Origin of the sequence: Pseudomonas sp. WHRI 8519 (assembly GCF_040224055.2) — a bacterium.
GTDB lineage: Bacteria > Pseudomonadota > Gammaproteobacteria > Pseudomonadales > Pseudomonadaceae > Aquipseudomonas > Aquipseudomonas putida_X.
Genome location: NZ_CP167996.1, coordinates 976,422 through 1,001,746, shown reverse-complemented (window position 1 = coordinate 1,001,746; position 25,325 = coordinate 976,422). Strand labels below are relative to the sequence as shown.

The 25,325-nt window shown below is 62.1% G+C and carries 26 protein-coding genes and 1 other RNA gene; 6 read left to right on the top strand and 21 right to left on the bottom strand.

Annotated features, from left to right (window positions below; genetic code table 11):
* Positions 1–2 precede the first annotated feature (2 nt).
* From ABRP30_RS04605 to rsmI, 14 genes are all read right to left on the bottom strand, one after another.
* On the bottom strand, positions 3–959 hold the full coding sequence (locus tag ABRP30_RS04605; RefSeq protein ID WP_267821159.1) for a D-alanine--D-alanine ligase: 957 nt from the start codon (positions 957–959) through the stop codon (positions 3–5).
* Positions 956–2,404, bottom strand: a complete 1,449-nt coding sequence (gene murC / locus ABRP30_RS04600) for a UDP-N-acetylmuramate--L-alanine ligase (protein WP_046784854.1) — start codon at positions 2,402–2,404, stop codon at positions 956–958. The genes ABRP30_RS04605 and murC overlap by 4 nt, the downstream gene beginning before the upstream one ends.
* Positions 2,397–3,476 carry an undecaprenyldiphospho-muramoylpentapeptide beta-N-acetylglucosaminyltransferase gene (murG, locus tag ABRP30_RS04595; protein WP_349976489.1) on the bottom strand — a complete coding sequence of 360 codons (1,080 nt, stop codon included), beginning with the start codon at positions 3,474–3,476 and terminating at the stop codon, positions 2,397–2,399. The genes murC and murG overlap by 8 nt, the downstream gene beginning before the upstream one ends.
* Positions 3,466–4,680 (bottom strand): putative lipid II flippase FtsW, encoded by a 1,215-nt coding sequence (ftsW, locus tag ABRP30_RS04590; protein WP_277818126.1) that lies wholly within the window; start codon positions 4,678–4,680, stop codon positions 3,466–3,468. The genes murG and ftsW overlap by 11 nt, the downstream gene beginning before the upstream one ends.
* The gene (gene murD, locus ABRP30_RS04585; protein ID WP_349976490.1) at positions 4,677–6,023 is read right to left on the bottom strand and encodes a UDP-N-acetylmuramoyl-L-alanine--D-glutamate ligase; all 1,347 of its coding nucleotides are present in this window, start codon (positions 6,021–6,023) and stop codon (positions 4,677–4,679) included. The genes ftsW and murD overlap by 4 nt, the downstream gene beginning before the upstream one ends.
* Positions 6,024–6,029: 6 nt before the next feature.
* Complete coding sequence (mraY, locus tag ABRP30_RS04580; RefSeq protein ID WP_241804716.1) at positions 6,030–7,112, bottom strand: phospho-N-acetylmuramoyl-pentapeptide-transferase; 1,083 nt, start codon at positions 7,110–7,112, stop codon at positions 6,030–6,032.
* Positions 7,112–8,479 carry a UDP-N-acetylmuramoyl-tripeptide--D-alanyl-D-alanine ligase gene (gene murF / locus ABRP30_RS04575; protein ID WP_349976491.1) on the bottom strand — a complete coding sequence of 456 codons (1,368 nt, stop codon included), beginning with the start codon at positions 8,477–8,479 and terminating at the stop codon, positions 7,112–7,114. The genes mraY and murF overlap by 1 nt, the downstream gene beginning before the upstream one ends.
* Positions 8,472–9,962, bottom strand: a complete 1,491-nt coding sequence (murE, locus tag ABRP30_RS04570; RefSeq protein ID WP_349976492.1) for a UDP-N-acetylmuramoyl-L-alanyl-D-glutamate--2,6-diaminopimelate ligase — start codon at positions 9,960–9,962, stop codon at positions 8,472–8,474. Before murE ends, murF begins: the two co-directional genes overlap by 8 nt.
* Positions 9,959–11,692 carry a penicillin-binding protein 2 gene (locus tag ABRP30_RS04565; protein WP_267823888.1) on the bottom strand — a complete coding sequence of 578 codons (1,734 nt, stop codon included), beginning with the start codon at positions 11,690–11,692 and terminating at the stop codon, positions 9,959–9,961. The genes murE and ABRP30_RS04565 overlap by 4 nt, the downstream gene beginning before the upstream one ends.
* A complete protein-coding gene (gene ftsL, locus ABRP30_RS04560) occupies positions 11,692–11,985 on the bottom strand; it encodes a cell division protein FtsL (RefSeq protein WP_012312861.1) in 294 nt (97 codons plus the stop codon). Before ftsL ends, ABRP30_RS04565 begins: the two co-directional genes overlap by 1 nt.
* Positions 11,982–12,929, bottom strand: coding sequence for a 16S rRNA (cytosine(1402)-N(4))-methyltransferase RsmH (rsmH, locus tag ABRP30_RS04555; protein WP_372490406.1), 948 nt, complete (start codon positions 12,927–12,929; stop codon positions 11,982–11,984). Before rsmH ends, ftsL begins: the two co-directional genes overlap by 4 nt.
* A complete protein-coding gene (mraZ, locus tag ABRP30_RS04550; protein ID WP_011535546.1) occupies positions 12,926–13,381 on the bottom strand; it encodes a division/cell wall cluster transcriptional repressor MraZ in 456 nt (151 codons plus the stop codon). Before mraZ ends, rsmH begins: the two co-directional genes overlap by 4 nt.
* A gap of 308 nt (positions 13,382–13,689) precedes the next feature.
* Positions 13,690–14,063: RNase P RNA component class A (gene rnpB / locus ABRP30_RS04545), an RNA gene on the bottom strand.
* 66 nt (positions 14,064–14,129) lie between these two features.
* Entirely contained in the window at positions 14,130–14,924 is a 795-nt protein-coding gene (rsmI, locus tag ABRP30_RS04540; RefSeq protein ID WP_372490469.1) for a 16S rRNA (cytidine(1402)-2'-O)-methyltransferase, read from the bottom strand.
* Positions 14,925–15,192: 268 nt separating this feature from the next.
* Between rsmI and ABRP30_RS04535 the strand changes: the two genes are divergently transcribed.
* From ABRP30_RS04535 to ABRP30_RS04515, 5 genes are all read left to right on the top strand, one after another.
* Entirely contained in the window at positions 15,193–17,010 is a 1,818-nt protein-coding gene (locus tag ABRP30_RS04535; RefSeq protein WP_267821145.1) for a penicillin-binding protein activator, read from the top strand.
* Positions 17,010–17,381, top strand: a complete 372-nt coding sequence (locus ABRP30_RS04530; protein ID WP_267821143.1) for a YraN family protein — start codon at positions 17,010–17,012, stop codon at positions 17,379–17,381. The genes ABRP30_RS04535 and ABRP30_RS04530 overlap by 1 nt, the downstream gene beginning before the upstream one ends.
* An 86-nt stretch (positions 17,382–17,467) precedes the next feature.
* Positions 17,468–18,061 carry a phosphoheptose isomerase gene (locus tag ABRP30_RS04525; RefSeq protein ID WP_008097558.1) on the top strand — a complete coding sequence of 198 codons (594 nt, stop codon included), beginning with the start codon at positions 17,468–17,470 and terminating at the stop codon, positions 18,059–18,061.
* Positions 18,058–18,636 (top strand): BON domain-containing protein, encoded by a 579-nt coding sequence (locus ABRP30_RS04520; RefSeq protein ID WP_267821140.1) that lies wholly within the window; start codon positions 18,058–18,060, stop codon positions 18,634–18,636. The genes ABRP30_RS04525 and ABRP30_RS04520 overlap by 4 nt, the downstream gene beginning before the upstream one ends.
* A 79-nt stretch (positions 18,637–18,715) precedes the next feature.
* On the top strand, positions 18,716–18,934 hold the full coding sequence (locus tag ABRP30_RS04515) for a YgdI/YgdR family lipoprotein (RefSeq protein WP_349976493.1): 219 nt from the start codon (positions 18,716–18,718) through the stop codon (positions 18,932–18,934).
* Between the two features lie 52 nt (positions 18,935–18,986).
* On the opposite strand, the gene ABRP30_RS04510 is transcribed toward ABRP30_RS04515, so the two are convergent.
* From ABRP30_RS04510 to rplM, 7 genes are all read right to left on the bottom strand, one after another.
* Positions 18,987–19,418: a ClpXP protease specificity-enhancing factor gene (locus ABRP30_RS04510; protein ID WP_267821138.1), complete on the bottom strand. Its 432-nt coding sequence runs from the start codon at positions 19,416–19,418 to the stop codon at positions 18,987–18,989.
* A 10-nt stretch (positions 19,419–19,428) separates the two neighbouring features.
* The gene (locus ABRP30_RS04505; protein ID WP_241804707.1) at positions 19,429–20,052 is read right to left on the bottom strand and encodes a glutathione S-transferase N-terminal domain-containing protein; all 624 of its coding nucleotides are present in this window, start codon (positions 20,050–20,052) and stop codon (positions 19,429–19,431) included.
* Positions 20,053–20,172: 120 nt separating this feature from the next.
* Positions 20,173–20,952, bottom strand: a complete 780-nt coding sequence (locus ABRP30_RS04500; RefSeq protein WP_267821134.1) for a cytochrome c1 — start codon at positions 20,950–20,952, stop codon at positions 20,173–20,175.
* On the bottom strand, positions 20,952–22,163 hold the full coding sequence (locus ABRP30_RS04495; RefSeq protein ID WP_241804923.1) for a cytochrome bc complex cytochrome b subunit: 1,212 nt from the start codon (positions 22,161–22,163) through the stop codon (positions 20,952–20,954). Before ABRP30_RS04495 ends, ABRP30_RS04500 begins: the two co-directional genes overlap by 1 nt.
* Positions 22,163–22,756, bottom strand: a complete 594-nt coding sequence (gene petA, locus ABRP30_RS04490; protein ID WP_267821132.1) for a ubiquinol-cytochrome c reductase iron-sulfur subunit — start codon at positions 22,754–22,756, stop codon at positions 22,163–22,165. Before petA ends, ABRP30_RS04495 begins: the two co-directional genes overlap by 1 nt.
* 263 nt (positions 22,757–23,019) lie before the next feature.
* Positions 23,020–23,412 (bottom strand): 30S ribosomal protein S9, encoded by a 393-nt coding sequence (rpsI, locus tag ABRP30_RS04485; RefSeq protein ID WP_012312849.1) that lies wholly within the window; start codon positions 23,410–23,412, stop codon positions 23,020–23,022.
* A gap of 14 nt (positions 23,413–23,426) precedes the next feature.
* Positions 23,427–23,855, bottom strand: a complete 429-nt coding sequence (gene rplM / locus ABRP30_RS04480; protein ID WP_008097538.1) for a 50S ribosomal protein L13 — start codon at positions 23,853–23,855, stop codon at positions 23,427–23,429.
* A 257-nt stretch (positions 23,856–24,112) separates the two neighbouring features.
* Between rplM and ABRP30_RS04475 the strand changes: the two genes are divergently transcribed.
* Positions 24,113–25,153, top strand: coding sequence for an NADP(H)-dependent aldo-keto reductase (locus tag ABRP30_RS04475; RefSeq protein WP_267821129.1), 1,041 nt, complete (start codon positions 24,113–24,115; stop codon positions 25,151–25,153).
* Positions 25,154–25,325: the final 172 nt, after the last annotated feature.

The window sequence follows — 25,325 nt, the reverse complement described above, 5'->3', positions numbered from 1 at the left end:
TTTTAACCTCGCGTCGCTACGCTTTCGGCCAGGATCGCCAGCACCAGCTGCTGGAAGTCCAGGCCGGCCGCGCGGGCCGCCATGGGCACCAGGCTATGATCAGTCATGCCCGGTGCGGTGTTTACTTCGAGCAGCCAGAACCGGCCCTGCTCGTCCTGCATCACGTCCAGACGGCCCCAGCCTTCAATGCCGATGGCATCGCAGGCACGTGCGGTCAGGTCGATGAGCTCCTGTTCCTTGGCACTGTCCAGCCCGCACGGGATGCGGTACTGGGTGTCATTGGCGATGTATTTGGCGTCGTAGTCGTAGAACACGTGCGGGGTGCCCAATGCGATCGGCGGCAGCACCTGGCCACGCAGAACGGCGATGGTGAACTCCGGGCCGTGAATCCATTGCTCGACCAGCACCTGAGAATCGTATTTGGCGGCGTCTTGCCAGGCAGCAACCAGTTCCTGCTCGCTGTTCACCTTGGCCATGCCGATGCTAGAGCCTTCATGGGCAGGTTTGACGATAAGCGGGAAGCCCAGTTCCGTACCGGCTGCAACACAATCTTCTGCGCTGGCCAGCACGGCATGACGCGGGGTCGGAATGCCCAGGCTTTGCCACACCTGTTTGGTCCGCAGCTTGTCCATGGCCAGGGCCGAGGCGAGGATGCCACTGCCGGTGTAAGGGATACCCAGGCACTCCAGCAGCCCTTGCATGCTGCCATCCTCGCCACCCCGGCCGTGCAGGATGATGAAGGCGCGGTCGATGTTCTCGCTTTGCAGGCGGGCCAGCAGGTCGTCGCCCACGTCGATGGCGACCACGTCGACACCGGCGCTGCGCAGCGCCTCGATCACGGCAGCGCCCGACTTGAGCGAGACTTCACGCTCGGCGCTCTTGCCACCGTAGAGGACAGCGACGCGGCCGAACGCCTTGACGTCCAGGGTCGAATGCAGTTTTTCGTAGGCGCTGGTCATTTGGACTTCTCCTGCTTGGCGCCAGCGAACAGCGGGCTTTTCATCAATTGCGGGGCCAGGCCACCGACATCGCCGGCACCCTGGCACAGCAGGATGTCGCCGGCACGCAGCAGCGGCTTGACCAGCGGCGCCAGCTCGGCGCCACGTTCGATGTAGATCGGGTCCAGCTTGCCGCGCTGGCGAATGCTGTGGCACAGCTGACGGCTGTCGGCACCGGGTATCGGCTCTTCACCGGCCGGGTACACCTCCATCAGCAGCAGCACGTTGGCATCGCCCAGTACCTGCACGAAGTCGTCATACAGGTCACGGGTGCGGCTGTATCGGTGTGGCTGGTAGACGATGACCAGGCGACGGCTTGGCCAACCACCGCGCACGGCCTTGATCACCGCCGCCACTTCGGTCGGGTGGTGGCCGTAGTCGTCGACCAGCATCACGCTGCCGCCTTCAACCGGCAGTTCGCCGTATACCTGGAACCGTCGGCCAACGCCCTGGAAGCCGGAAAGCCCCTGCACGATGGCTTCGTCGCTGATACCTTCGTCGGTGGCGATGGCAATGGTGGCCAGGGCATTGAGCACGTTGTGGTTGCCCGGCATGTTGACCGACACTTCAAGCGGCTCACGATCACGGCGCAGCACGGTGAAGTGGGTCTGCATGCCCTTCTGGCTGACGTTGATTGCCCGGATGTCGGCCTCTTCGCTGAAACCGTAGGTCACGGTCGGGCGCTTGACCTGCGGCAGGATCTCGCGCACCACAGGGTCGTCCAGGCACATCACGGCCAGGCCATAGAACGGCAGGTTGTGCAGGAACTCGACGAAGGTTTTCTTCAGCTTGTTGAAGTCACCCTCGTAGGTGGCCATGTGGTCGGCGTCGATATTGGTGACCACGGCAACCATCGGCTGCAGGTGCAGGAAGCTGGCATCGCTTTCGTCGGCTTCGGCGATCAGGTAGCGGCTGGTACCCAACTGGGCATTGGTGCCGGCAGCGGTCAGGCGGCCACCGATCACGAAAGTCGGGTCCAGCCCACCTGCGGCAAACACCGAAGCCAGCAGGCTGGTGGTGGTGGTTTTGCCATGGGTACCGGCAACCGCCACGCCATGGCGGTAGCGCATCAGCTCTGCGAGCATTTCGGCACGCGGCACCACCGGGATACGCCGCTCGAGCGCAGTGGCGACTTCCGGGTTGGCCGGGTTGATGGCGCTGGACACCACCAGCACATCGGCATTGGCGGCGTTTTCGGCGCGGTGGCCAACGAAGATCTCGGCACCGAACGACTCCAGGCGCTGGGTAACCGGCGACACCTTGAGGTCCGAGCCGGACACTTCGTAGCCCAGGTTCAGCAGTACTTCGGCAATACCGCACATACCCACGCCGCCGATACCGACGAAGTGGATGCGATGAATGCGGCCCATCTTCGGCTGGGGCATGGCTTTCTGGCTTTCAACCATGGGCCACCTCCAGGCAGATATCGACCACGGTGCTGGTTGCGGATGGTTTGGCAAGGCTCCTTGCGGTGCGTGCCATGGTGTTGAGTTTCTCGGGTTGCATCAGCACCTCGTTCAGGCGTTCAGCGAGTTGCGCTGCGCCAGTTGTCGCTTGTGGCATGAGGAAGGCAGCGCCTTCCCGAGCCAGATATTGGGCGTTATGGGTCTGGTGGTCGTCGATGGCATGGGGCAAAGGCACCAGCATCGAAGGCAGGCCGGCCGCCGCGAGCTCGCTGACGGTCAGGGCACCGGCCCGGCACACCACCAGGTCAGCCCAGCCGTAGGCGTGGGCCATGTCCTTGATGAACGGCTCTACCTGAGCCTCGACACCCGCTTCTTGATAGCGCTCGGCGGTGATCGGCGCGTGGTGCTTGCCGGCCTGATGGAACACCTCGGGCCGCAGGTCAGCGGGCACCTCGGACAGGGCCTTAGGCAACAATTTGTTCAATGGTTCCGCACCCAGGCTGCCACCCATGACCAGCAGACGGGCACGGCGCTCGCCCAAGGGCGCACGCTGCGCGTCCATGAACAGCTCGGGGCGCACCGGGTTGCCGGTGGTACGCAGCTTGTCGCCCGCTTCGAAGGTGCCTGGGAAAGCCTCGCAAACGCGTGCCGACAACGGCACCAGCAAGCGATTGGCGGTACCGGCGCGGGCGTTCTGTTCGTGAATCACCAGCGGCACACCGCACAGGCGCGCGGCGACGCCGCCAGGGCCGGTCACATAGCCACCGAAGCCGATCACGCAGACCGGCTTGAGCTGGCCAATGATACGCCGCGCCTGAAGCACGGCCTTGACCAGGGTGAACGGCGCCTTGAGCAGCGACAGCTTGCCCTTGCCACGCAAACCGCTGACCTGGATCTGGTGCAGCGACAAGCCGGCCTGAGGGACCAGTTCATTCTCGATGCCACGGGGGGTGCCCAGCCAGTGCACGGTATAGCCGCGCGCCTGGAACTCACGTGCGCACGCCAGGGCCGGGAACACATGGCCCCCAGTGCCGCCCGCCATGATCAGTACGTTTTTGCCGTCAGCGGCCATGACTGGTCTCCTCGGCAAAATCGCTTTCGCTGAATTCGTGCTCCTCGCTGCCCAAATGCGTGCGGCTTTCCCATTCGATACGCAGCAACAGACCGACGCAGGCACAGCAGATCACCAGGGAACTGCCCCCGTAACTGAGGAAAGGCAAGGTCAGGCCCTTGGTCGGCAGCAAGCCGACGTTCACGCCAATGTTGATCAGGAACTGGCCAATCCACAGGAATGCCAGACCAAATGCCATATAGGCGGCAAAGTACTGCTTGGCCTTTTCGGCCCACAGGCCAATGTAGAGGGCACGCACGGTCACGAACACGAACAGCGCGATGGTCACCAGCGAACCGACCACGCCCAACTCCTCGGCCAGTACCGAGAACACGAAGTCAGTGTGCGCCTCAGGCAGGTAGAACTGCTTTTGCACACTGTTGCCCAGCCCTACGCCCAGCCACTCGCCGCGGCCGAAAGCGATCAGTGCCTGGGTCAACTGGTAGCCAGAGCCGAACTGGTCGGACCAGGGGTCGGTAAAGGTGATCAGGCGGGCCATCCGGTACGGCTGCGCCTGCACCAGTACGAATACGGCGACCACCGCCAGCGCCACCATCAGGCTGAAGCGGAACAACCCTACGCCGCCGAGGAACAGCATGGCCGCAGCAGCGCCCATCATGACCACGGTGGCACCGAAGTCCGGCTCCATCAGCAGCAGGCCGGCCATTGGCAGCAGCACGATGAACGGTTTGAAAAAGCCCATCCAGCTTTCGCGTACTTCGGTCTGCCGACGTACCAGGTAGCCGGCGAGATAAATGACCACGAAGACCTTGGCGATCTCCGAAGGCTGGACGTTGAAGAAGCTGAAGCCGATCCAGCGCATCGAGCCGTTCACCTCACGACCGATGCCAGGCACCAGCACCAGTACCAGCAGGCCAAAGGCGCCCACCAGCATCATGAAGCCCATGCGCTGCCATGTGGCGATCGGTACCAGCAGCGTCGCACCACAGGCGACCAAGCCAATGGCCACGTAAACCAGATGGCGGTACATGTGGTACAGCGGGTTACCTGACTGTGCTGCGGCCACTTCCGACGAGGCCGACGTGATCATCACCAGGCCCAGGCCCAGCAGCGCCAGGCAGCCGGCGAGGAAGGCGAAGTCGAGGTCGATGCCACGGCCACTGACCAGCGGCGACGGGTACGGCTTGAGGATGCCGAAGATCATGCCAGCCCTCCCGCCGCCTGGGCGAACAGCCGCCCGCGTTCTTCAAAGTTCTTGAACATGTCCAGGCTGGCACACGCCGGCGACAGCAACACGGCGTCCCCCGGCAGGGCCAGCTCGGCGCATTGCTGCACAGCTTCGTCCAGCGTCTTGACCCGCACCTGCGGCACGGCATCACCCAGCGCCTCGGCCAAGCGCTGCGCATCGCGACCGAGCAGCACAACGGCGCGGCACATGCGCGCCACCGGTTCACGCAGGGCGGCGAAATCGGCACCCTTGCCGTCGCCACCGGCGATCAGCACAAGCTTGCCGTCGATATCCGCGCCCAGGCCTTCGATGGCGGCCAGGGCCGCGCCGACGTTGGTCGCTTTGGAATCGTCGTACCAGTTCACACCGTTGCGGGCTCGTACCCACTGGCAACGATGAGGCAGGCCGCCGAATTCGCGCAGGGCCTCGAGCATCGGCTCGAACGGCAGACCGGCAGCATGCCCCAGGGCCAGGGCCGCCAATGCGTTGCTCTGGTTGTGGGCACCACGCACTTTCAGCTCACGGGCCGGCATCAATGCCTGGAACTCGAAAGCCAGGTACTTCTCACCCTCGACTTCACGCAGGCCGAAAGCCTTGAAGTCCGGCTGATTCAGGCCAAAGCTCCAGCACGGGCGGCCTTCGACCGGCAACGGCCGGCTCAGGGCATCCTGGCGGTTCACCACCACCTGGCGGGCGCCACGGAATATCCGGTGCTTGGCCAGGTGATAGGCCGGCAGGCCGCTGTAGCGGTCCATGTGGTCTTCGCTGATGTTCAGCACGGTGGCCACTTCGGCGTTGAGCTGGTCGGTGGTTTCCAGCTGGAAGCTGGACAGTTCCATGACATACAGCTCGATGTCATCGCTGAGCAGGTCCAGGGCAGGAGTCCCCAGGTTGCCGCCGACGGCCACGCGCTTGCCGGCCTTGGCGGCCATCTCGCCGACCAGGGTGGTCACCGTGCTTTTCGCATTGGAGCCGCTGATCGCCACGATCGGCGCCTTGGCATGGCGGGCGAACAGTTCGATGTCACCGGACAGCTTCACGCCACGCGCCGCCGCCTGCTGCAGGGCCGGCGTGGCCAGCGCCAGGCCGGGGCTCACGTACAGCTCGTTGGCGCGGCACAGGAAATCCACGTCCAGTTCACCACAGCGTACTTCCACCTGCGGGTAATCACGGCGCAGGGTGTCCAGTTCCGGCGGTTGCTCGCGGGTGTCGGCGACCGCAAAGGCAATGCCCTGGTTCGCCAGGAAGCGAACCAGGGACATGCCGCTCTTGCCGAGGCCGACAACGATGCGGAATTGGTCGGAAGCGATCAGTGACACGCTCGTCTACCTCAGTTTCAGGGTTGCAAGGCCGATCAGCACCAGAATCACGGTGATGATCCAGAAACGGACAATCACCCGCGGCTCAGGCCAGCCCTTGAGTTCAAAATGGTGGTGGATCGGTGCCATACGGAACACGCGCTTGCCGGTCAGCTTGAAGGAGGCGACCTGGATCACCACCGACAGGGTTTCCATCACGAAGATGCCGCCCATGATGAACAGCACGATTTCCTGGCGCACGATCACGGCGATGGTGCCCAGTGCGGCGCCCAGCGCCAGCGCACCGACGTCGCCCATGAACACCTGGGCCGGATAGGTGTTGAACCACAGGAAGCCCAGGCCGGCGCCGATCAGCGCGCCGCAGAACACAATGAGTTCACCCGAGCCCGGTACATAAGGAATGAGCAAGTACTCAGCGAACTTCACGTTACCCGACAGGTAGCAGAAGATGCCCAGCGCACCACCGACCATTACCGTAGGCATGATCGCCAGACCATCGAGGCCATCGGTCAGGTTGACCGCATTGCTGGAGCCGACGATGACGAAGTAGGTCAGGATGACGAAGCCGATGCCCAGCGGGATGGTGACATCCTTGAGGAATGGCACGATCAGGGTGGTCTCGACAGTGGTGGGAGCCGTCTGGTACAGGAAGATCGCCGCCGTCAGGCCGAACACCGACTGCCAGAAGTACTTCCAGCGGCTAGGCAGGCCGCGCGAGTTCTTTTCGATCACCTTGCGGTAGTCATCGACCCAGCCGATGGCGCCGAACAGCAGCGTGACGATCAGTACCGTCCACACATAGCGATTGGACAGGTCCGCCCACAGCAGGGTGCTGATGCCGATGGCGGACAGGATCAAGGCACCACCCATGGTTGGCGTGCCGGATTTGGACAAGTGCGATTGCGGGCCGTCATTACGGACGGCCTGACCGATCTGGCGGATCTGCAGGGTACGGATCATCCACGGGCCCAGCCACAGCGCCAGCGACAGCGCGGTCAGTACGCCAAGGATCCCACGCAGGGACAGGTACTGGAAGACCGCGAAGCCTTTGTGGAACTGTTGCAGATACTCAGCCAACAGCAGCAGCATTAATGTTTCTCCCCGCTGGCACCGCACAGTGCAGCCACGACGTTTTCCATCGCAGCGCTGCGCGAGCCCTTGATCAAGATAGTGGTATTGCTGGCAGTTTCGGCGCGAACGGCCTCGATCAGCTCAGCTTGCGTTGCGAAATGACGGCCATTGGCGCCGAACGCCTTGACCGCATGTGTCATGTTGGTACCCACTGCGTACAGGGCATCGACCTTACCGCGAGCGTAATCGCCCACCTGATGGTGACCTTCTTGCGCCCACTGCCCCAGCTCGCCGATATCCCCCAGAACCAGAACGGTGCGCCCGGAAAAGCCGGCGAGTATATCAATGGCCGCGCACATCGAGGTGGGATTTGCGTTGTAACTGTCATCGATCACGCGCACGCCACTCGGGGCGATTTGCGCCACGGTACGGCCCTTGACCGGCTGCATGGCGTTAAGGCCCGCGGCAATGCCACTCAGGGTCAGACCAACGGCATGCGCGGCGGCGGCAGCGGCCAGGGCGTTGCTGACGTTATGCTCACCGAGCACGTTGAGCTGCACGGCCACCGATGCACCGGCGCCGTGCAGTGTGAACGACGGGCACCCCCGCGCGTCGCGACCGATGTCGGTGGCATGGAAGTCGGCGCGGGCGTCGCTGCGGGCAAAACTGATGACCTTGTGGGCACCCGCGCGCGCCTTCCAGATGGCAAAGGCCTTGTCGTCCAGATTGAGGATGGCAATGCCGCCCTCGCCCAGCCCTTCGAGTATCTCGCCCTTGGCTTCAACGATCTTCTCTGGCCCGCCGAACTCGCCGACGTGGGCTGTACCGGCATTGTTGATGATGACTACCTGTGGCTGGGTGAGGCCCACGGTGTAGCGGATCTCGCCAATGCGCGAAGCGCCCAGCTCGATGACGGCGGCGCTGTGTTGGGGGGCAATTTCCAGCAGTGTCAGCGGTGCCCCCAGGTCGTTGTTCAGGTTGCCACGGGTGGCATGAACAGGGCCACGGGTACGCAGGATGCAGGCAAGCATCTCTTTGACCGTGGTCTTGCCACTGGAGCCGGTGATGGCGACCACCGGCTTGTCGTAGCAGGCACGGTTCAGCGCACCGAGCTGGCCAAGGGCCAGACGGCAGTCGGCGACCACCAGCTGCGGCAAATCGACATCGGCCACTTCACACTCCACCAGCGCTGCCACGGCGCCCTTGGCCTGCACATCGGCCAAGTAGTCGTGGCCGTCGAAACGCGGCCCCACCAGGGCGACGAACAACTGCCCGGCGCCGACGCTGCGGCTGTCGATGCTGACACCGCTGAAGCTGGCGTCGGCGCCGACCAGGCGAGCGCTCAGCGCTGCGGTCAGCTGGCTGAGTGTCATGGGCTTAAGCATGTGGAGCCTCCCAGGCTGCAAGTGCCTTTTCGGCTTCGACCAAGTCAGAGAAATCATGGCGTTGGCCATTGATTTCCTGGTAATCCTCATGCCCCTTGCCCGCCAGGACGATGACGTCAGAAGCGGCAGCAGAAGCGATAAGGTGTGCGATGGCCTCGCCGCGGCCCGCGACGAACTCGACGTCGGCGGGGCGGACAAAGCCGGGGCGAATGTCGTTGAAGATCGCCTGTGGGTCTTCGGTACGAGGGTTATCGTCAGTGACCAGTACACGATCAGCCAGGCGCTCGGCCACTTCGGCCATCAGCGGACGCTTGCCCCGATCGCGATCGCCACCACAACCGAACAGGCACAGCAACTGGCCGTGGGCGTGCGGGCGCAGGGCTTGGAGTACCTGCTCCAGGGCGTCAGGGGTGTGCGCGTAATCGACCACCACCAACGGCTTCTGACCGCCGCCAAGACGCTGCATGCGCCCCACCGGACCTTTCAACTGCGGGGTGACCTTGAGGATTTCGTCCAGCGAATAATCCAGCGCGAGCAAGGTCGCCACGGCCGCGAGCATGTTGCTCAGGTTGAACCGGCCCAGCAGTTGGCTGCGCAAGGTACGTTCACCCTGGGCGGTGACGATGATGGCCCGTACGCCATCGTCATCGAACCTGGCTTCACGGCAATACAAGGAAGCGTCGGGGTTTTCCAGGCTGTAGCTGAGCAGACGGGTCTCGATATGGTCGACACTCGGACGACGGGCAAAATCAGCCGCCAGACGACGGCCGAAACCGTCATCCAGGTTGACCACCTGGCAACGCAGGCTAGGCCAGGCGAAAAGCTTGGCCTTCGCGGCCTCGTAGGCCTCCATGCTGCCGTGATAGTCCAGATGATCACGGGACAGGTTGGTCATCACCGCGATATCGAATTCCAGCGCGGCAACACGCCCCTGCTCCAGAGCATGCGAGGATACTTCCATCGCCACGGCCTTGGCCCCGGCCTTTTTCAGGTCGTACAGCGTCGACTGCACCGCAATCGGATCTGGCGTGGTCAGTCGGCCGCTCTGCAACTCACCATAAAATCCGGTACCCAGGGTACCGATCAGGCCGCACCTTTGGCCAAGCGCATCTAGCGCCTGGGCCACCAGTTGAGTGACGCTGGTCTTGCCATTGGTACCGGTAACCCCGACCAGGTTCAGCTGACGGCTCGGCTCGCCGTAGAAGCGGCCGGCAATATCCGACAGCTGGGCGATCAGGCCTTTGACCGGGATCAGCGGCACATCGGTGATCGGCAGCACCTGGGTGCCCTGCTGCTCGTAGGCGACCGCAGCGGCACCACGGGCCAGCGCGTCGCTGATATGGTCGCGGCCATCGACCTTGGCCCCCGGCACGGCCAGGAACAGGTCACCTGCGCGCACAGCCCGGCTGTCCAGGGTCAGCTCACGGATCAGTGGGTCGCGACTGGCGTGGGCGAAAAGCTTGCTCAGTGGCATTGTCATCATCCACGCCCTCCCTTGGCGGGTGCTGCATTGACTTGTTGCGGGTCGGCAGGCGGTGGCAGGTTGTCTGGCGGCACATTCATCAGCCGCAGGGTGCCCGACATGACGTTGCTGAACACCGGCGCCGATACCAGGCCACCGAAATAACCGCCTTTGCGCGGTTCGTCGATGACCACGACAATGGCGTAACGCGGGTCGCTCATTGGCCCGAAGCCGGCGAACAGCGAGCGGTAGGCGTTTTCGGTGTAGCCCTTGGAGCCCACTGTGGCTTTACGCGCGGTACCAGACTTGCCGCCCACGTGATAGAACGGCACCTGGGCGCGGAACACCCCGCGCGGCGCCTCGATCACTTGCTGCAACATGCCTTGCACGGTTTTGGCGGTGTCCTTTGGAATGGCCTGGACTGCCTCCGGGGCCTTGTCGACCTTGAGGATCGACAGCGGCACCATCTTCCCGTCGTTGGCCAGCGCCGCATAGGCATGCACCAGCTGCAAGGCGGTAACCGAGACGCCGTAGCCATAGGACAAGGTCGCGGTTTCGGCCTTGCGCCACTCACGATGGTTCGGCAGGTTGCCAACCCGCTCGCCCGGGAACCCAAGGCCGGTGTACTGGCCAAGGCCGACCTGGGACATGACCCGGTAGATGGCTTCGCCGCCGATATCGAAGGCGATCTTGCTCATGCCCACGTTACTGGAGTTGATCAGGATGCCGGTCAGGTCGAGGATCGGCCCCTCGCTCCTGGACACGTCCTTGATGGTGTAGCGGCCGATCTGCAGGCTGCCCGGGTAGACTTCGACCTTGTCGGTGGGCTTCCAGCGCCCACTCTCCAATGCAGCGCTCATGGAGATCGGCTTGACCGTGGAGCCTGGCTCGAACACGTCAATGATCGCCCGGTTACGCATCGCCGACGGGAACATGGTGCGGCGGTTGTTGGGGTTGTAGGTCGGCTGGTTGACCATCGCCAGGACCTCACCGGTCTTGACGTCCATGATCACCAGGCTGCCGGCCTTGGCATCCTGCTCGGCGATCGCGTTACGCAGCTCGCGCGTGGCCAGGTATTGCAGGCGCAGGTCGATGGACAACGCCAAGGTCTTGCCGGCCTTGGCGTTCTTGGTTACCTGAATGTCCTTGATCAAGCGGCCACGCCGGTCCTTGATCACTTGCCGCTTGCCGGGCACCCCGGCCAGCCACTCATCGTAGGCCAGCTCTACCCCTTCGCGGCCATGGTCATCCAGGTCAGTGAAACCGACCATGTGAGCGGTGACATCGCCGGCGGGATAGAAGCGGCGGAATTCTTCGAGGCCGTATACACCCGGCACTTTCAGGTCGAGCACATGCTGCCCCTGCTCTGGGGTCAGACCGCGGACCAGGTAGATGAATTCTTTGCTGGCCTGCTGGGTCAGGCGCTCGCTCAGCTGCTGGGCGTTCTGCCCCAATGCGGCGGCCAGTTGCGGCCAGCGGTCCTTGGACGCTTGCATTTCCTTGGGGTTGGCCCACAGGGTGGTGACAGGCGTACTGACGGCCAAGGGCTCACCATTACGGTCGGTAATCAGGCCTCGGTGTGCCGGAATAGGAATATGACGCAGGCTGCGGGCATCGCCCTGGCCCTTGAGGAAGTCACGGTCGACCACCTGCAAGTCGATGATGCGCCAGCAGATGGCGCCGACCATCAACGCCAGCAGGCCGATCACCACGCGGAAGCGCCAGGGGTAGAGTGCACCTTCGAGCTTCATCATGGCGCCACCATCCGTACTTCGTCGGCGGCAGGCACGTGCATCTTCAGTTGCTCGGAAGCCAGGTTCTCGATGCGGCTGGCAGCGGTCCAGGTGCTTTGTTCGAGGATCAGCCGGCCCCACTCGGCCTGGGCCTTGTCGCGCTCATTCAACTCGCCGTACAGGGTGTTGAGCAACTGGCGATTCCAGTGGGCGCTGTACGACACGGCAATGGCCGAAACAAGCACGCCAACGAACAGCAGAAGCATCAGGAAGCTTCCGCCTGGCAAAGGCTTGGCAAATAGCCGGCTCACCGAAGCTTCTCCGCCACCCGCATCACGGCGCTGCGCGACCGCGGGTTGGCCTTGAGCTCGGCTTCGGAAGCAAACTGAGCCTTGCCGATCAGACGGATTTTCGGCTCGAAGGCCTTGTGCTGAACCGGCAGGTTGCGCGGCAGGTTGTCCGCTTCACCCTTGACCAGTTTGCGCATGAACAGCTTGACGATACGGTCTTCCAGCGAATGGAAGCTAATCACCGCCAGACGGCCGCCGACTTCCAGCGCATCGAGTGCAGCCTCAAGGCCGGCCTCAAGATCGCCCAGTTCGTTGTTGACGTGAATGCGCAGGCCCTGGAAGGCACGGGTTGCCGGGTTCTTGCCCTTTTCCCAGGCAGGGTTGGCGACCTTGAGCACTTCGGCCAGGTCCGCAGTCCGGGTGAACGGCTGCTTTTCGCGGCGCTCTACCACGGCGCGCGCCATGCGGCCGGCAAAACGTTCCTCGCCATACTCTTTGAAAACGCGGGCAATTTCCTCCACCGGCGCGGTGGCGATGAACTCGGCAGCGCTGATGCCCTGGTCGGGGTTCATGCGCATATCCAGCGGGCCATCATTGAGGAAACTGAAGCCCCGCTCGGGGTCGTCCAGCTGGGGCGAGGACACGCCCAGGTCGAGCAGGATACCGCTGACCTTGCCAGCCAGGCCTCGCTCGGCCACTTCAGCGCCCAGTTCGGCAAAACTGCGCTGCACAATGACAAAGCGGCCGTCTTCGGCCGCCAGCGCTTGCCCCGTGGCAATCGCTTGAGGATCTTTGTCGAAGCCCAGCAGCCGACCATCCGGCCCGAGCTTGCTGAGGATCAGACGGCTGTGCCCGCCGCGGCCGAAGGTGCCGTCGAGATAGCAACCGTCGGCGCGCAGGGCCAATGCCTCGACAGCTTCGTCGAGCAGGACGGTGATGTGGTTGAAGCCGCTATCTATGGTCACAGGATCAGGTCACGTAAATCGTCGGGCATGGCGCCCGGTTGTTGGATAGCTGCAAGGTCGGCTGCCGAAACTGCGTTCCAGGCATCCTCATCCCACAGCTGGAATTTGTTCAGTTGCCCCACCAGCATCGCCTTCTTGTCCAGCTTGGCGTACTCCCGCAGGCGGGGCGGTACCAGGAAACGGCCACTGCCGTCGAGCTCCAGGTCAACCGCATTACCGATCAGCAAACGCTGCAGGCGGCGGTTTTCCTCACGCAACGACGGCAAGGCACGCAACTTGGCTTCAATCTGTTCCCACTCATCGAGGGGGTAAACGCACAAGCAGGGGTCGACGGCGTCGATGGTCACGATCAACTGACCATTGCAACGCGAATCGAGCTCGTCACGGTACCGGCTCGGCATGGCGAGACGGCCCTTGGCATCGAGGCTGACGGCGTTGGCTCCGCGGAACACGGCTGCGATTCCCCACAATGGTAGCTTTTTTGTGCCAGAAAACCCACTTCATCCCACTTTCTGCCACTTGCGCACACTATAGGAATCCGTCCGCTGCACCGTCAAGGCGCGTTCATACGGAAAACCCTTACAGGACCGAGATTTAGCTCAATAAAGGAAGGAGGAAGGACTACAGAGGGTAAAAAAAAGCGTGAAAAATCAAACCCACTCAAACGGATACCGTTTGAACTTAAAGTGATTTATGAAGAGTAAGATCTTTTCGGTATTACAAACGCGCTCTGCCATCGATCAAGCAGAAGGGAGGAGAGGTGGAGAGTCGATCTGTAAGCCGGGTTTTGTCGAGGACAGTCATTCCTCTACGACGGCCATCACTGGACGCCTCTAGCAACCTACCCGGTTCCGACGCGGGCCACGCCTGATGGAACCCTATTTGGTCTTGCTCCGAGTGGGGTTTACCTAGCCACGAACTGTTGCCAGACGTGCGGTGCGCTCTTACCGCACCTTTTCACCCTTACCGGCACCGAAGTGCTTAGGCGGTTATTTTCTGTGGCACTTTCCGTAGGCTCGCGCCTCCCAGGCGTTACCTGGCACTCTGCCCTATGGAGCCCGGACTTTCCTCCCCCCGCCGTTACGCAACAAAAGTTGCGGAACCAAAGCGGGCAGCGACTGTCCGATCGACTCTCCGGCGCCAAGGTTAACGGCAGCTGCGCTCAAGAACAAGCAATACCGCAATTATATCAAAGCGCCACTACTGCGCTTTCTGCTTTTCCAGTGCTGCCTGATACAACAGGTTCTTGCGCACGCCGGTGATCTCCGCCGCCAGGGCCGCTGCACGCTTGAGCGGCAATTCGGCCAAAAGCAGGTCCAGTACACGCTGCGCCTGGACGCTGATCGCCGCCTCACCCTCCGGCGCACTCCAGCCACCGACCAACACCACGCACTCGCCGCGCTGCTGGTTGCTGTCACCCGCCACGAACTCGCGCAGCTCCCCGAGCGGCAAGCCTTTGAGGGTCTCGAAGGTTTTGGTCAGCTCACGCGCGAGCAACGCCGGGCGCTCGGCACCGAACACCAGTTCCATGTCCTCCAGACACTCAAGAATGCGATGGGGCGCCTCGTAGAAAATCAAGGTACGCGGCTCTTCCTTGACCTGTTCGAGCCGGGCACGGCGGCCTGCGCTTTTGGCGGGGAGGAAGCCTTCGAAAATGAACCGATCAGAGGGCAGCCCGGCCGCCGAAAGCGCGGCAATCAGCGCACAGGCGCCAGGCACAGGCACCACATCGACGCCGGCGGCTCGCGCCTGGCGCACCAGGTGGTAACCAGGGTCGGAAATCAATGGCGTACCGGCATCGGAAACCAGCGCCACATCCTCACCGGCCAGAAGCTTGGTGATGAAACGCCCGCCTTCGTCCCGCTCATTGTGCTCGTGACAGGCAGCCAGCGGCGTATCGATGCCGAAATGCTGCAGCAGGCGGATCGAGTGCCGGGTGTCCTCGGCGGCGATCAGGGCGACGTTAGCCAACACCTTCAATGCCCTGGCGCTCATGTCGTCGAGGTTGCCAATGGGGGTCGCGACCACGTACAGCGTCCCCACGGTGGATTTCGAAGCCCCTGCCACATCAGTCACTGCGCACACCTGCCTTTCGGATCAAAGGCGCCATTGTAGCCCGAGCGCCGGTAACAGGGCGCAAAGAACTTCACCTGCAGCCACCTCAGGTACACCTATAGTGAAGGTTCGCGTTCAGCAACATCGCGCCCCGGCCAACGCTTGGGTACAATTGCCGGCCAACTTGATCGAGTAACAGGACCTTTACATGATCGCTTGCCTGCGGCTGCTCACAGCCCTCTGCCTCGCTGCCTTGCTGGCAGCCTGCGCCAGCTCGCCCTCATCCAGCCTCGGAGAGCTGCCACGCACGCCGGACGCCAGCATCGAGCAACTGCTCGAGAAAGCGGCGGCCAGCACGTCTGCCGAAGATGCCGCCCTGCTGCGCCTGAGCGCTGCCGACCTGGCATACAAGCAGAAGGACTACCCGCGCGCGGCACGCATTCTCGAGCAGGTCCCCATGGATACGCTCAAGCCTGCCCAACAGATCTTCGCCGCCACACTGGGCGCCGAACTGGCCATGAGCCGCAACCAGCCCAAAGCCGCCCTCAGCGCCTTGTCGCACCCCAGCCTGCAGCACCTCGGCCAATTGCCGGCCGAGCAGCAGGTGCGTACGTATAGCGTCCACGCCGCCGCCCTGGAAGCCGACGGTCAAGCCCTGGCCGCTGCGCAACAGCGCGTGATGCTGGCCCCACTGCTCAGCGGCCAGGCTGCCGCCGCCAACAATGACGCGACCTGGGCCTTGGTCGCCTCGCTGCCGGCAGAGCAACTGCAGCAGCCCGCTGGCGATCAGACCCTGGCCGGCTGGACCCGCCTGGCTCTGGCCGTGAAAAGCGCAGGCACGCTGGAGCAGCAGCAGGCCGCGATCGAGACCTGGCGCCAGCAACACCCAGACCATCCCGCGGCACTGCAGCTGCCATCGGCCTTGGTCAAGCTCAAGGAACTGGCAAGCCAGCCGCTGACCAAGATCGGTCTGCTGCTACCCCAGGAAGGCCCGCTTGCCGGTGTCGCCCGCGCCCTGCGTGACGGCTTCATGGCCGCGCACTTCCAGGCCCAGCAGGCGGGCCAGCAAGCGCCGGCCGTACAGGTGTATGACAGCTCACGCATCGGCTCGCTGGATGACTTCTATCGCCAGGCCCAGGCCGATGGCGTGCAACTGGTAGTCGGCCCGCTGGAAAAAGCGCTGGTCAAGAAGCTGGCCGCCAACGCCCAGCTGCCCATCACCACCCTCGCCCTGAATTACGCTGACGCGGGCCAGACCGCCCCGCCACAACTTTTCCAGTTCGGCCTGGCTGCCGAAGACGAAGCCCGCGAAGTATCGCGCCGCGCCCGCGCCGACGGCATGGTTCGCGCGGTGGCCCTGGTGCCGGCCGGTGAATGGGGCGACCGCGTGCTTGCCGCGTTCCGCCAGGACTGGGAAGGCAATGGCGGCACCATCCTCGCCGCCGAACGCATCGCCCAGCCAGTCGCCCTGGCCCAACAGATCGCCAATCTGTTCCAGCTGCGCCAGAGCGAAGGCCGCGCACAGAGCCTGCAGAGCACCGTGGGCGGCACCATTGCTGCGCAACCCTCGCGCCGCCAGGACATCGACTTCATCTTCCTCGCCTCGACCCCGCAACAGGCACAGCAGATCAAGCCCACCCTGAACTTCCAGTACGCTGGCGACGTTCCGGTCTATGCCACCTCGAACCTGTACAGCGCCAGCGGTGACGTCAACCAGTACAACGACATGAACGGCATCCGTTTCTGCGAAACCCCGTGGCTGCTCGACACCACCAACAGCCTGCGTCAGCAGGTGGTCCAGCAGTGGCCACAAGCCGCTGGCAGCCTGGGCCGTCTATATGCCATGGGTGTAGACGCCTATAGCCTGGCGCCCCGCCTGGGCCAGCTCAAAGCGCTGCCGGATAACCGTGTACAGGGACTGTCGGGCAGCCTGAGCATGAACGCCAGTCAGCGCATCGAGCGCCAGCTGCCGTGGGCTGAATTTTCGGGCGGCCAGGTCAAGCGCCTGCCCGATACCCTCCGCTGATGCCCCAAGCATCGCCAACCAGCGCCGGCCATGCCGCAGAAAACCAAGCCCTTGAGTTTCTTCAAGGGCAAGGCCTGCAACTGCTGACGCGTAATTGGCGATGCAAAGGTGGCGAGCTTGATCTGGTCATGCTCGACACCGATACAGTAGTATTCGTCGAAGTCCGCTATCGGTTGCACGCGGGCTTCGGTGGCGCCCTCGGCAGTATCGACGGGCGCAAGCAGAGGCGACTGGTGCATGCCGCCAGCCTTTTTCTGCTGAAGGAGTCTTGCTGGGCCAACCACCCGTGCCGCTTCGATGTTGTCGCCTTGCAGGGTAGCCACCACGCAGGCAGGCCGCTTCAATGGCTGAAAAACGCCTTCGAATGCTGAACCCACTCCCCTTTTATTGCTCTATGTTTCGCGGGCTGGTCCCTGTTGCGTGTAGCAAAGGCCACCGCCCCACTTAAGGTCACCAGATGGACATGCAATCCCGAATTCGCCGGCTGTTCCAGGCCAGCATCGATACCAAGCAACAGGCAATGGACATCCTGGCACCGCACATCGAGCAGGCCAGCCTGGTCATGGTCAATGCGCTGCTCAACGAGGGCAAGATGCTCGCCTGCGGCAACGGCGGCTCGGCCGGCGACGCCCAGCATTTCTCGTCGGAACTCCTCAACCGCTTTGAGCGTGAGCGTCCGAGCCTGCCGGCGATCGCCCTGACCACCGACAGCTCGACACTGACCTCGATTGCCAACGACTACAGCTACAACGAAATCTTCTCCAAGCAGATTCGCGCCCTCGGCCAGCCCGGCGACGTGCTGCTGGCGATTTCGACCAGCGGCAACTCGGCAAACGTGATTCAAGCGATCCAAGCGGCACATGATCGCGAAATGATTGTCGTAGCATTGACCGGGCGTGACGGTGGCGGCATGGCTTCGCTGCTGTTGCCCGAGGACGTGGAGATCCGCGTACCCTCGACGGTCACTGCACGCATCCAGGAAGTCCACCTGCTGGCGATCCACTGCCTGTGTGATCTGATCGACAGCCAACTGTTCGGGAGTGAAGAATGATCCCCAAGCGCCTCGGCCTGATGGCCCTGACCCTGTGCCTGAGCGTCACCGGCTGCAGCTCGGTACTGACCTCGACCCGCAATTCGCCGATCGAGGATGATCGCGGCACTCGCACCATCGGCAGCAAGATCGATGACTCGCTGATCGAAACCAAGGCCTCGGTAAACATCGCGAAAGCCAGCCCTGATCTGGACGAAGGCTCGCACATTGTCGTCAGCAGCTACAACGGCGTTGTCCTGCTCGCCGGCCAAACCCCGCGCGCCGACCTCAAGAGCCTGGCCGAGCAGACCGCCAGCCAGGTACAGCGGGTCAAGCGGGTGCATAACGAGCTGCAGGTAATGCAACCCTCCTCGATCCTTGCACGCAATAACGACGCCTGGCTGACCACCAAGATCAAGACCCAGATGCTCACCGACAATGCCGTGCCCAGCTCGCGCATCAAAGTGATCACCGAGAACGGTATCGTCTACCTGCTCGGCCTGGTTACTCAGCAGGAAGCCAACTCCGCCACTGCCGTGGTACAGGGCGTGTCGGGCGTGCAAAAGATCGTCAAGCTGTTCGAGTACATCGACTGACCCCCTTGCCTGCACCAGCCCTTGAACGCGGGTGCAGGCAACCTGATCGCTCTACCTTCGCAACCTCAGGAAACACCGTATGAAAAAGCTTCTGCTGCCCGCCCTGCTGATCGGCGCCTTCGCCACCCTGGCCGGCTGCTCCACCCCAAGCCTGATTACCCTGAACGACGGTCGCGAGTTCCAGACCGTTGACGAGCCGACGTTCGATCAGGAGTCCGGCTTCTACGAATTCCAGCAGCTGGATGGTAAACAGACCCGCGTTAACCGTGAACAGATTCGCACCATCAGCGACCTGTAACCATCACCGCGCAGCAAAGAAAAAGGCGACCCTGACGGATCGCCTTTTTTCGTTACTTGACCACCTTCAGGCTCGGCCGCCCAGTCGGACGCGGCGGCTGGCCACCCCCTTCCGGCGGGCCGTCGTCGTCCGGCTCGACACCCTCATCTTCCGGCTCTTCGCCGTCCATCAACGGAGGCTCCAGCTCGAAGACCATGCCTTGGCCGTTCTCGCGGGCATAAATACCCAGAATTGCGCCGACCGGCACGAACAACGAGTGGGCAACACCACCGAAGCGCCCTTCGAAGCTCACCGCATCGTTGTCCATGTGCAGGCTGCGCACGGCACTTGGGGAGATGTTCAGGACGATCTGGCCGTCACTGGCGAAACCTTGCGGCACCTGGACTGCCGGGTATTCGGCATTGACCAGCATATGGGGCGTGCAATCGTTGTCGACGATCCACTCGTACAGTGCTCGAACCAGATAGGGGCGACTGGAGTTCATCAACGGCTCCTTAAAGCTTACGCATTTCACGTTCAACGGAAGACAGGCTCGCCAGGAAAGGCTCGCGGGCGAACTGTCGCTCCATGTAATCCAGCAGCGGCTTTGCTTGCCGCGGCAATTCGATACCCAGTACCGGCAAACGCCAGAGTATGGGCAATAGACAACAATCGACCAGGCTTTGCTCATCGCTCATGAAGCAAGCGAACTCGTTGAACAAGGGCGAGACGCCCGTCAGGCTCTCACGCAGCGCCTTGCGCGCCTCGGCACGGGCGGCATCACTGCTGCGCGAGTCGAGCACGGTATCGGCCAGCACGCACCAATCACGCTGAATGCGATGCATCAACAAGCGGCTGTTACCACGCGCCACCGGATACACCGGCATCAGCGGCGGATGCGGATAACGCTCCTCGAGGTACTCCATCACCACGGTCGATTCATACAACGCCAGGTCGCGATCGACCAGGGTCGGCACGCTGCCGTAAGGGTTCACCTCACCCAGCTTGGGTGGCAGACGACCGGGATCGACGTCGATGATCTGCACGCTGACACCTTTCTCGGCGAGAACCAGGCGTACCCGATGAGAATAATGATCAGCGGGGTCGGAATAGCAGGCTAACCTGATGGTCGCGCCCATGTAGCGCCTCCTCGCATGGGGATGCTTGTGAAACTGCAAATGCAAACGCGCCCTGGAGGCCCCTTCGCTTAGACGAGGGGGCGCCCAGGGCGCGTTCAACTACCAGAAACTACTGCGTGATCAGTGCACGTCCTTCCAGTATTCGCGCTTGAGCAAGTAGGCGAACACGAAGAAGAAGGCCAGGTACAGCAACACATAGGTGCCGATGCGCTGGCTTTCCAGTTTGACCGGGTTGGCCGAATAGGCCAGGAAGGTCACCAGGTTCTTGACCTTCTCGTCGAACTGCTCAGGCGTCAGGGTACCGGAATTCGGCGTGATGGTCAGCTGGTCACACGCTTCATGGGTCAAAGGGCTGCCGGTCAAGGGGTCGAATTGCTTCTTGCCATCGACCACCCTCTGCACCTGCTTGCACCCGATCACCTGGTTACCCTGCAGCCCGACCAGCACATTGGGCATGCCGACGTTCGGGAATACCTTGTTGTTGACCCCATAAGGCCGCGATTTGTCCTCATAGAAGCTGCGCAGGTAGGTGTACAGCCAATCGGTACCCCGCACCCGGGCAACCAGGGTCAGGTCAGGCGGCGCAGCCCCGAACCAGGTCTTGGCATCATCGGGCTTCATGCCGATGTTCATGTGGTCGCCGATCTTGGCCCCGGTGAACACCAGTTTCTCGAGCATCAGCTCATGGGGTATTCCCAAGTCATCGGCTACGCGCTCGTAACGCTGGAACTTGGCGCTGTGGCAACCCATGCAATAGTTGGCGAAAGTCCGCGCACCATCCTGCATCGCAGCCTTGTCCGTCAGGTCGATATCGACTTTGTCCAGCTCCAACCCCGGCCCGGCAGCAAAGGTAAAGGCAGGCATCACTGCCAGCAAAAATACTGCAATCAACTTTTTCATCAGCCAGTCACCCTTTCCGGAACCGGTTTGGTCTTCTCAAGCCTTGTGTAGAACGGCATCAACAGGAAGTAGGCGAAGTACAGCACGGTGCACACCTGCGACAGCAGCGTGCGGCCTGGGGTAGGCGCCAGCACCCCCAAAATGCCGAGGATGACGAAGGAAATGCAGAACACCAGCAGGAAGACCTTGCTGATCCAGCCCTTGTAGCGCATTGAGCGTACCGGGCTTCGGTCGAGCCAAGGCAACACGAACAGCACGGCGATCGCCGCCCCCATGGCGATTACGCCCATGAGCTTGTCGGGCACCGCACGCAAAATCGCGTAGAACGGCGTGAAGTACCAGACCGGCGCGATATGCTCAGGCGTCTTGAACGCGTTGGCCTGTTCGAAGTTGGGTTTTTCCAGGAAGTAGCCGCCCATTTCCGGGAAGAAGAACACTACCGCACAGAAGACGAACAGGAACACCACCACGCCGACAATGTCCTTGACGGTGTAGTACGGGTGGAACGGGATACCATCCAGCGGGATACCGTTCTCGTCCTTTTTCTTCTTGATATCGACCCCATCAGGGTTGTTCGAACCCACCTCGTGCAAGGCGAGGATGTGCAACACAACCAGCCCGAGAATGACGATCGGCAGGGCCACTACGTGCAGCGCAAAGAAGCGGTTGAGGGTGATGCCAGAAATCAGGTAGTCACCGCGGATCCACTGGGTCAGGTCGTCGCCGATCACCGGGATTGCTCCGAACAGCGAGATGATCACCTGGGCGCCCCAGTACGACATCTGCCCCCAAGGCAGCAGATAGCCCATGAAGGCCTCGGCCATCAGCGCCAGGTAGATCAGCATACCGAACAGCCAGACCAGTTCCCGTGGCTTTTGGTAGGAGCCATAGAGCAGGCCGCGGAACATGTGCAGGTAGACCACCACGAAGAACGCCGAAGCGCCGGTGGAGTGCAAATAACGCAAGATCCAGCCGTACTCCACGTCACGCATGATGTACTCGACCGACGCGAAGGCCTCTTCCGCCGAGGGCGTGAAACTCATGGTCAGCCATACACCGGTGACGATCTGGTTGACCAGCACCAACAGGGCCAACGAGCCGAAGAAATACAGGAAATTGAAGTTCTTGGGCGCGTAATACTTGCTCAGGTGATCTTCCCACATCTTGGTGGCGGGGAAGCGAGCATCAATCCAGTCCATGAACTTGCTCATCATGCTTTCTCCTGGTCGACGCCGATGACGACGATGTCATCCGACTCGTAAGAGTGCGGTGGCACTGGCAGGTTGAGAGGTGCTGGCTGCGATTTGTAGACACGCCCGGCCAAGTCGTAGTGGGAACCGTGGCAGGGGCAGAAGTAACCCCCCACCCATTTCGGCCCAAGGTCGGCGGGCGCGACTTCCGGGCGGAAGGTCGGCGAGCAGCCAAGGTGGGTGCACAGGCCTACGAGAATGAGGATTTCCGGCTTGATCGAGCGCACCTGGGGGTCGACGTACTCCGGCTGCACCGAGGCCTTCGATTCAGGGTCGGCGAGCTCGGCCGTGACCTTCGTGAGGTTCCCCAGAATCTCGTCCGTTCGCCGCACGATGAACACTGGCTGACCGCGCCACTCCGCCACCATCTGCTGCCCAGGTTCGACCTTGGCGATGTTGACCTTCACCGGTGCACCAGCCGCCTTCGCCTTGGCACTGGGAAACCATGACCCCACGAACGGTACCGCAGCCCCCACTGCCCCCGCTGCCCCGACCACGGATGTCGCGGCTACGAGGAAGCGGCGCCGGCCTGCGTTGACGCCGTCATTGCTCATTCAGTCCTCTCCCATCAGCTTGCTTGGCCTGTTGAATCAGGCCTGTACTTAGGTAATGTCTGTGGCACCCAAAATTGGCCGCCATGGTAAGAAACAAATCCACACAGTGACAAGGTGATTAACCCCGGTATGGGCTACAACCCTCGCTTTGCTTGATCTGCGTCTATGCGGCAGGACACCACGGACATGCTGACAGGTTAGTTCAAGACATAAAAAAAGCCCGGTTCCAAGGAACCGGGCTTTTTTCGACTGCCGAAGCGGTATTAACGCTTGGAGTACTGAGGACGCTTACGCGCTTTACGCAGACCCACTTTCTTACGCTCGACTTCACGAGCGTCGCGGGTGACGTAGCCAGCACGACGCAGAGCGCCACGCAGGGTTTCGTCGTATTCCATCAGAGCGCGGGTGATACCGTGACGGATCGCACCGGCTTGACCGCTGACACCACCACCGGCAACGGTGACGTAGATGTCGAACTTCTCGGTGCTCTCGGTCAGCTCCAGCGGCTGGCGAACAACCATGCGAGCGGTTTCGCGGCCGAAGAAGGTGTCCAGAGGACGGTTGTTGATGGAGATGTTACCAGTACCCGGACGCAGGAAAACGCGAGCGGTTGCGGTCTTGCGACGGCCAGTGCCGTAATTTTGAGTCGCCGACATAATGAACTATCCCGTTAGATCTTCAGTTCTTGAGGCTGCTGAGCAGTGTGTGGGTGAGCAGCACCCGCGTACACTTTCAGCTTACGGTACATGTCGCGACCCAGCGGGTTCTTCGGCAGCATGCCTTTGACCGCGGTTTCGATAACACGCTCAGGGGCCTTGGCGATCAACTTCTCGAAGTTGATTTCCTTGATACCGCCCGGGAAGCCGGAGTGGGAGTAGTACATCTTGTCGGAAGACTTGGCGCCAGTTACACGGATTTGCTCGGCGTTGATAACGACGATGTAGTCGCCGGTGTCAACGTGAGGGGTGTATTCTGGTTTGTGCTTGCCACGCAGACGGCTAGCGATTTCGGTAGCCAGACGACCCAGGGTCTGGCCAGCGGCGTCGACTACGAACCACTCGCGCTTTACTGTTTCCGGTTTAGCAGTAAAAGTTTTCATTCTCTAAAGCCTCAGAGGCCGCCCAGCGAAAAATAGACGGCGAATCTTACTGGATAGTGCACAGCTTGCCAAGGGCAAACGCGCAGCCGAACACAGACGCTTTTGGGGGCTCGGGTCGGGCACGCCAATGTTCGACGGGGTTCTTCCTGTGTGGTGGTGCATCACTTCCGCCACACGGAGAGGTGCCGAATTATCCAGATTGCGCGAAAAATTTCAACCTGCTTTTATGGGTGTCTTTGCCTAGGAGTGTTTTCCCGATGGAATACCGCAAGCTTGGCCGTACCGATCTCGATGTCAGCGCCCTGTGCCTGGGCACCATGACCTGGGGCGAGCAGAACAATGAGGCCGAGGCCTTCGCCCAGATCAAACTGGCCAAAACCAGCGGGGTCAACTTCATCGACACCGCAGAAATGTACCCCGTGCCGCCACGCCCGGAGACCTATGCCGCCACCGAGCGCATCATCGGCAACTGGTTCCGCCAGCACGGCGACCGCGATGAATGGGTTCTCGCCAGCAAGGTCGCAGGCCCCGGCAACGGTATCAGCCATATCCGCGACGGCCAGCTCAAGCACAACCGCCAGCATATCGTAGCGGCGCTGGATGCAAGCCTTGAGCGCCTGCAGACCGACCGTATCGACCTGTATCAGCTGCACTGGCCGGAGCGCAGCACCAATTTCTTCGGCAAGCTGGGTTACCAGCACCTGGCGCATGACCTGTTCACCCCGCTGGAAGAAACCCTCGAGGTGCTTGACGAGCAGGTGCGGGCAGGCAAGATCCGCCACATTGGCCTTTCCAACGAAACGCCGTGGGGCACCATGAAGTTCCTGCACCTGGCCGAAACCCGCGGCTGGCCCCGGGCGGTGTCGATACAGAACCCGTACAACCTGCTCAACCGCAGCTTCGAGGTGGGCCTGGCGGAAGTGGCCATCCGCGAGCAGTGCGGCCTGTTGGCCTACTCGCCGCTGGCCTTCGGCATGCTGTCGGGCAAATACGAAAACGGCGCCCGACCAGAAAATGGTCGCCTGACCCTGTTCAGCCGCTTCGCCCGTTACTCCAACCCACAGACAGTGGCGGCCTGCAGCCGTTATGTGCAACTGGCCCAGGCACACGGGCTGGACCCGGCGCAGATGGCCCTGGCATTCGTCACCCGCCAGCCCTTCGTGACCAGCAACATCATCGGTGCCACCGACCTGGTGCAACTTCAGAGCAACCTCAACAGCCTGGAGCTGAACCTGAGCGATGAGCTACTGGCGGCGATCGAAGCGATTCATCAGGAGCAGCCGAACCCCGCGCCTTGAGCGAAGCTGCAAGCTGCAAGTCAGAGTGAGTGTTGCACTCGCTGCTTTTTTCTTGCCGCTTGCAGCTCGAAGCTTGCAGCTCGACAAAAAACATAAGACGATCCAGCCGGTGATTGACCACTCTACCCTATAAGAACAATGACAATGATGTTTACCCAACCCTCCGCGTCGC

Coding starts and splice junctions, on each gene's coding strand:
- ABRP30_RS04520 (WP_267821140.1), top strand. CDS start 18,058: ATGATCCCCAAGCGCCTCGGCCTGATGGCCCTGACCCTGTGCCTGAGC.
- petA (WP_267821132.1), bottom strand. CDS start 22,756: ATGAGCAATGACGGCGTCAACGCAGGCCGGCGCCGCTTCCTCGTAGCC.
- murE (WP_349976492.1), bottom strand. CDS start 9,962: ATGATGACAATGCCACTGAGCAAGCTTTTCGCCCACGCCAGTCGCGAC.
- murF (WP_349976491.1), bottom strand. CDS start 8,479: ATGCTTAAGCCCATGACACTCAGCCAGCTGACCGCAGCGCTGAGCGCT.
- rpsI (WP_012312849.1), bottom strand. CDS start 23,412: ATGTCGGCGACTCAAAATTACGGCACTGGCCGTCGCAAGACCGCAACC.
- ABRP30_RS04515 (WP_349976493.1), top strand. CDS start 18,716: ATGAAAAAGCTTCTGCTGCCCGCCCTGCTGATCGGCGCCTTCGCCACC.
- ABRP30_RS04475 (WP_267821129.1), top strand. CDS start 24,113: ATGGAATACCGCAAGCTTGGCCGTACCGATCTCGATGTCAGCGCCCTG.
- murC (WP_046784854.1), bottom strand. CDS start 2,404: ATGGTTGAAAGCCAGAAAGCCATGCCCCAGCCGAAGATGGGCCGCATT.
- rsmI (WP_372490469.1), bottom strand. CDS start 14,924: ATGAGCGCCAGGGCATTGAAGGTGTTGGCTAACGTCGCCCTGATCGCC.
- ABRP30_RS04565 (WP_267823888.1), bottom strand. CDS start 11,692: ATGAAGCTCGAAGGTGCACTCTACCCCTGGCGCTTCCGCGTGGTGATC.
- ABRP30_RS04510 (WP_267821138.1), bottom strand. CDS start 19,418: ATGAACTCCAGTCGCCCCTATCTGGTTCGAGCACTGTACGAGTGGATC.
- ABRP30_RS04530 (WP_267821143.1), top strand. CDS start 17,010: ATGCCCCAAGCATCGCCAACCAGCGCCGGCCATGCCGCAGAAAACCAA.
- ABRP30_RS04495 (WP_241804923.1), bottom strand. CDS start 22,163: ATGAGCAAGTTCATGGACTGGATTGATGCTCGCTTCCCCGCCACCAAG.
- ABRP30_RS04605 (WP_267821159.1), bottom strand. CDS start 959: ATGACCAGCGCCTACGAAAAACTGCATTCGACCCTGGACGTCAAGGCG.
- murG (WP_349976489.1), bottom strand. CDS start 3,476: ATGGCCGCTGACGGCAAAAACGTACTGATCATGGCGGGCGGCACTGGG.
- mraY (WP_241804716.1), bottom strand. CDS start 7,112: ATGCTGCTGCTGTTGGCTGAGTATCTGCAACAGTTCCACAAAGGCTTC.
- ABRP30_RS04535 (WP_267821145.1), top strand. CDS start 15,193: ATGATCGCTTGCCTGCGGCTGCTCACAGCCCTCTGCCTCGCTGCCTTG.
- ABRP30_RS04525 (WP_008097558.1), top strand. CDS start 17,468: ATGGACATGCAATCCCGAATTCGCCGGCTGTTCCAGGCCAGCATCGAT.
- ABRP30_RS04500 (WP_267821134.1), bottom strand. CDS start 20,952: ATGAAAAAGTTGATTGCAGTATTTTTGCTGGCAGTGATGCCTGCCTTT.
- ABRP30_RS04505 (WP_241804707.1), bottom strand. CDS start 20,052: ATGGGCGCGACCATCAGGTTAGCCTGCTATTCCGACCCCGCTGATCAT.
- ftsW (WP_277818126.1), bottom strand. CDS start 4,680: ATGATCTTCGGCATCCTCAAGCCGTACCCGTCGCCGCTGGTCAGTGGC.
- rplM (WP_008097538.1), bottom strand. CDS start 23,855: ATGAAAACTTTTACTGCTAAACCGGAAACAGTAAAGCGCGAGTGGTTC.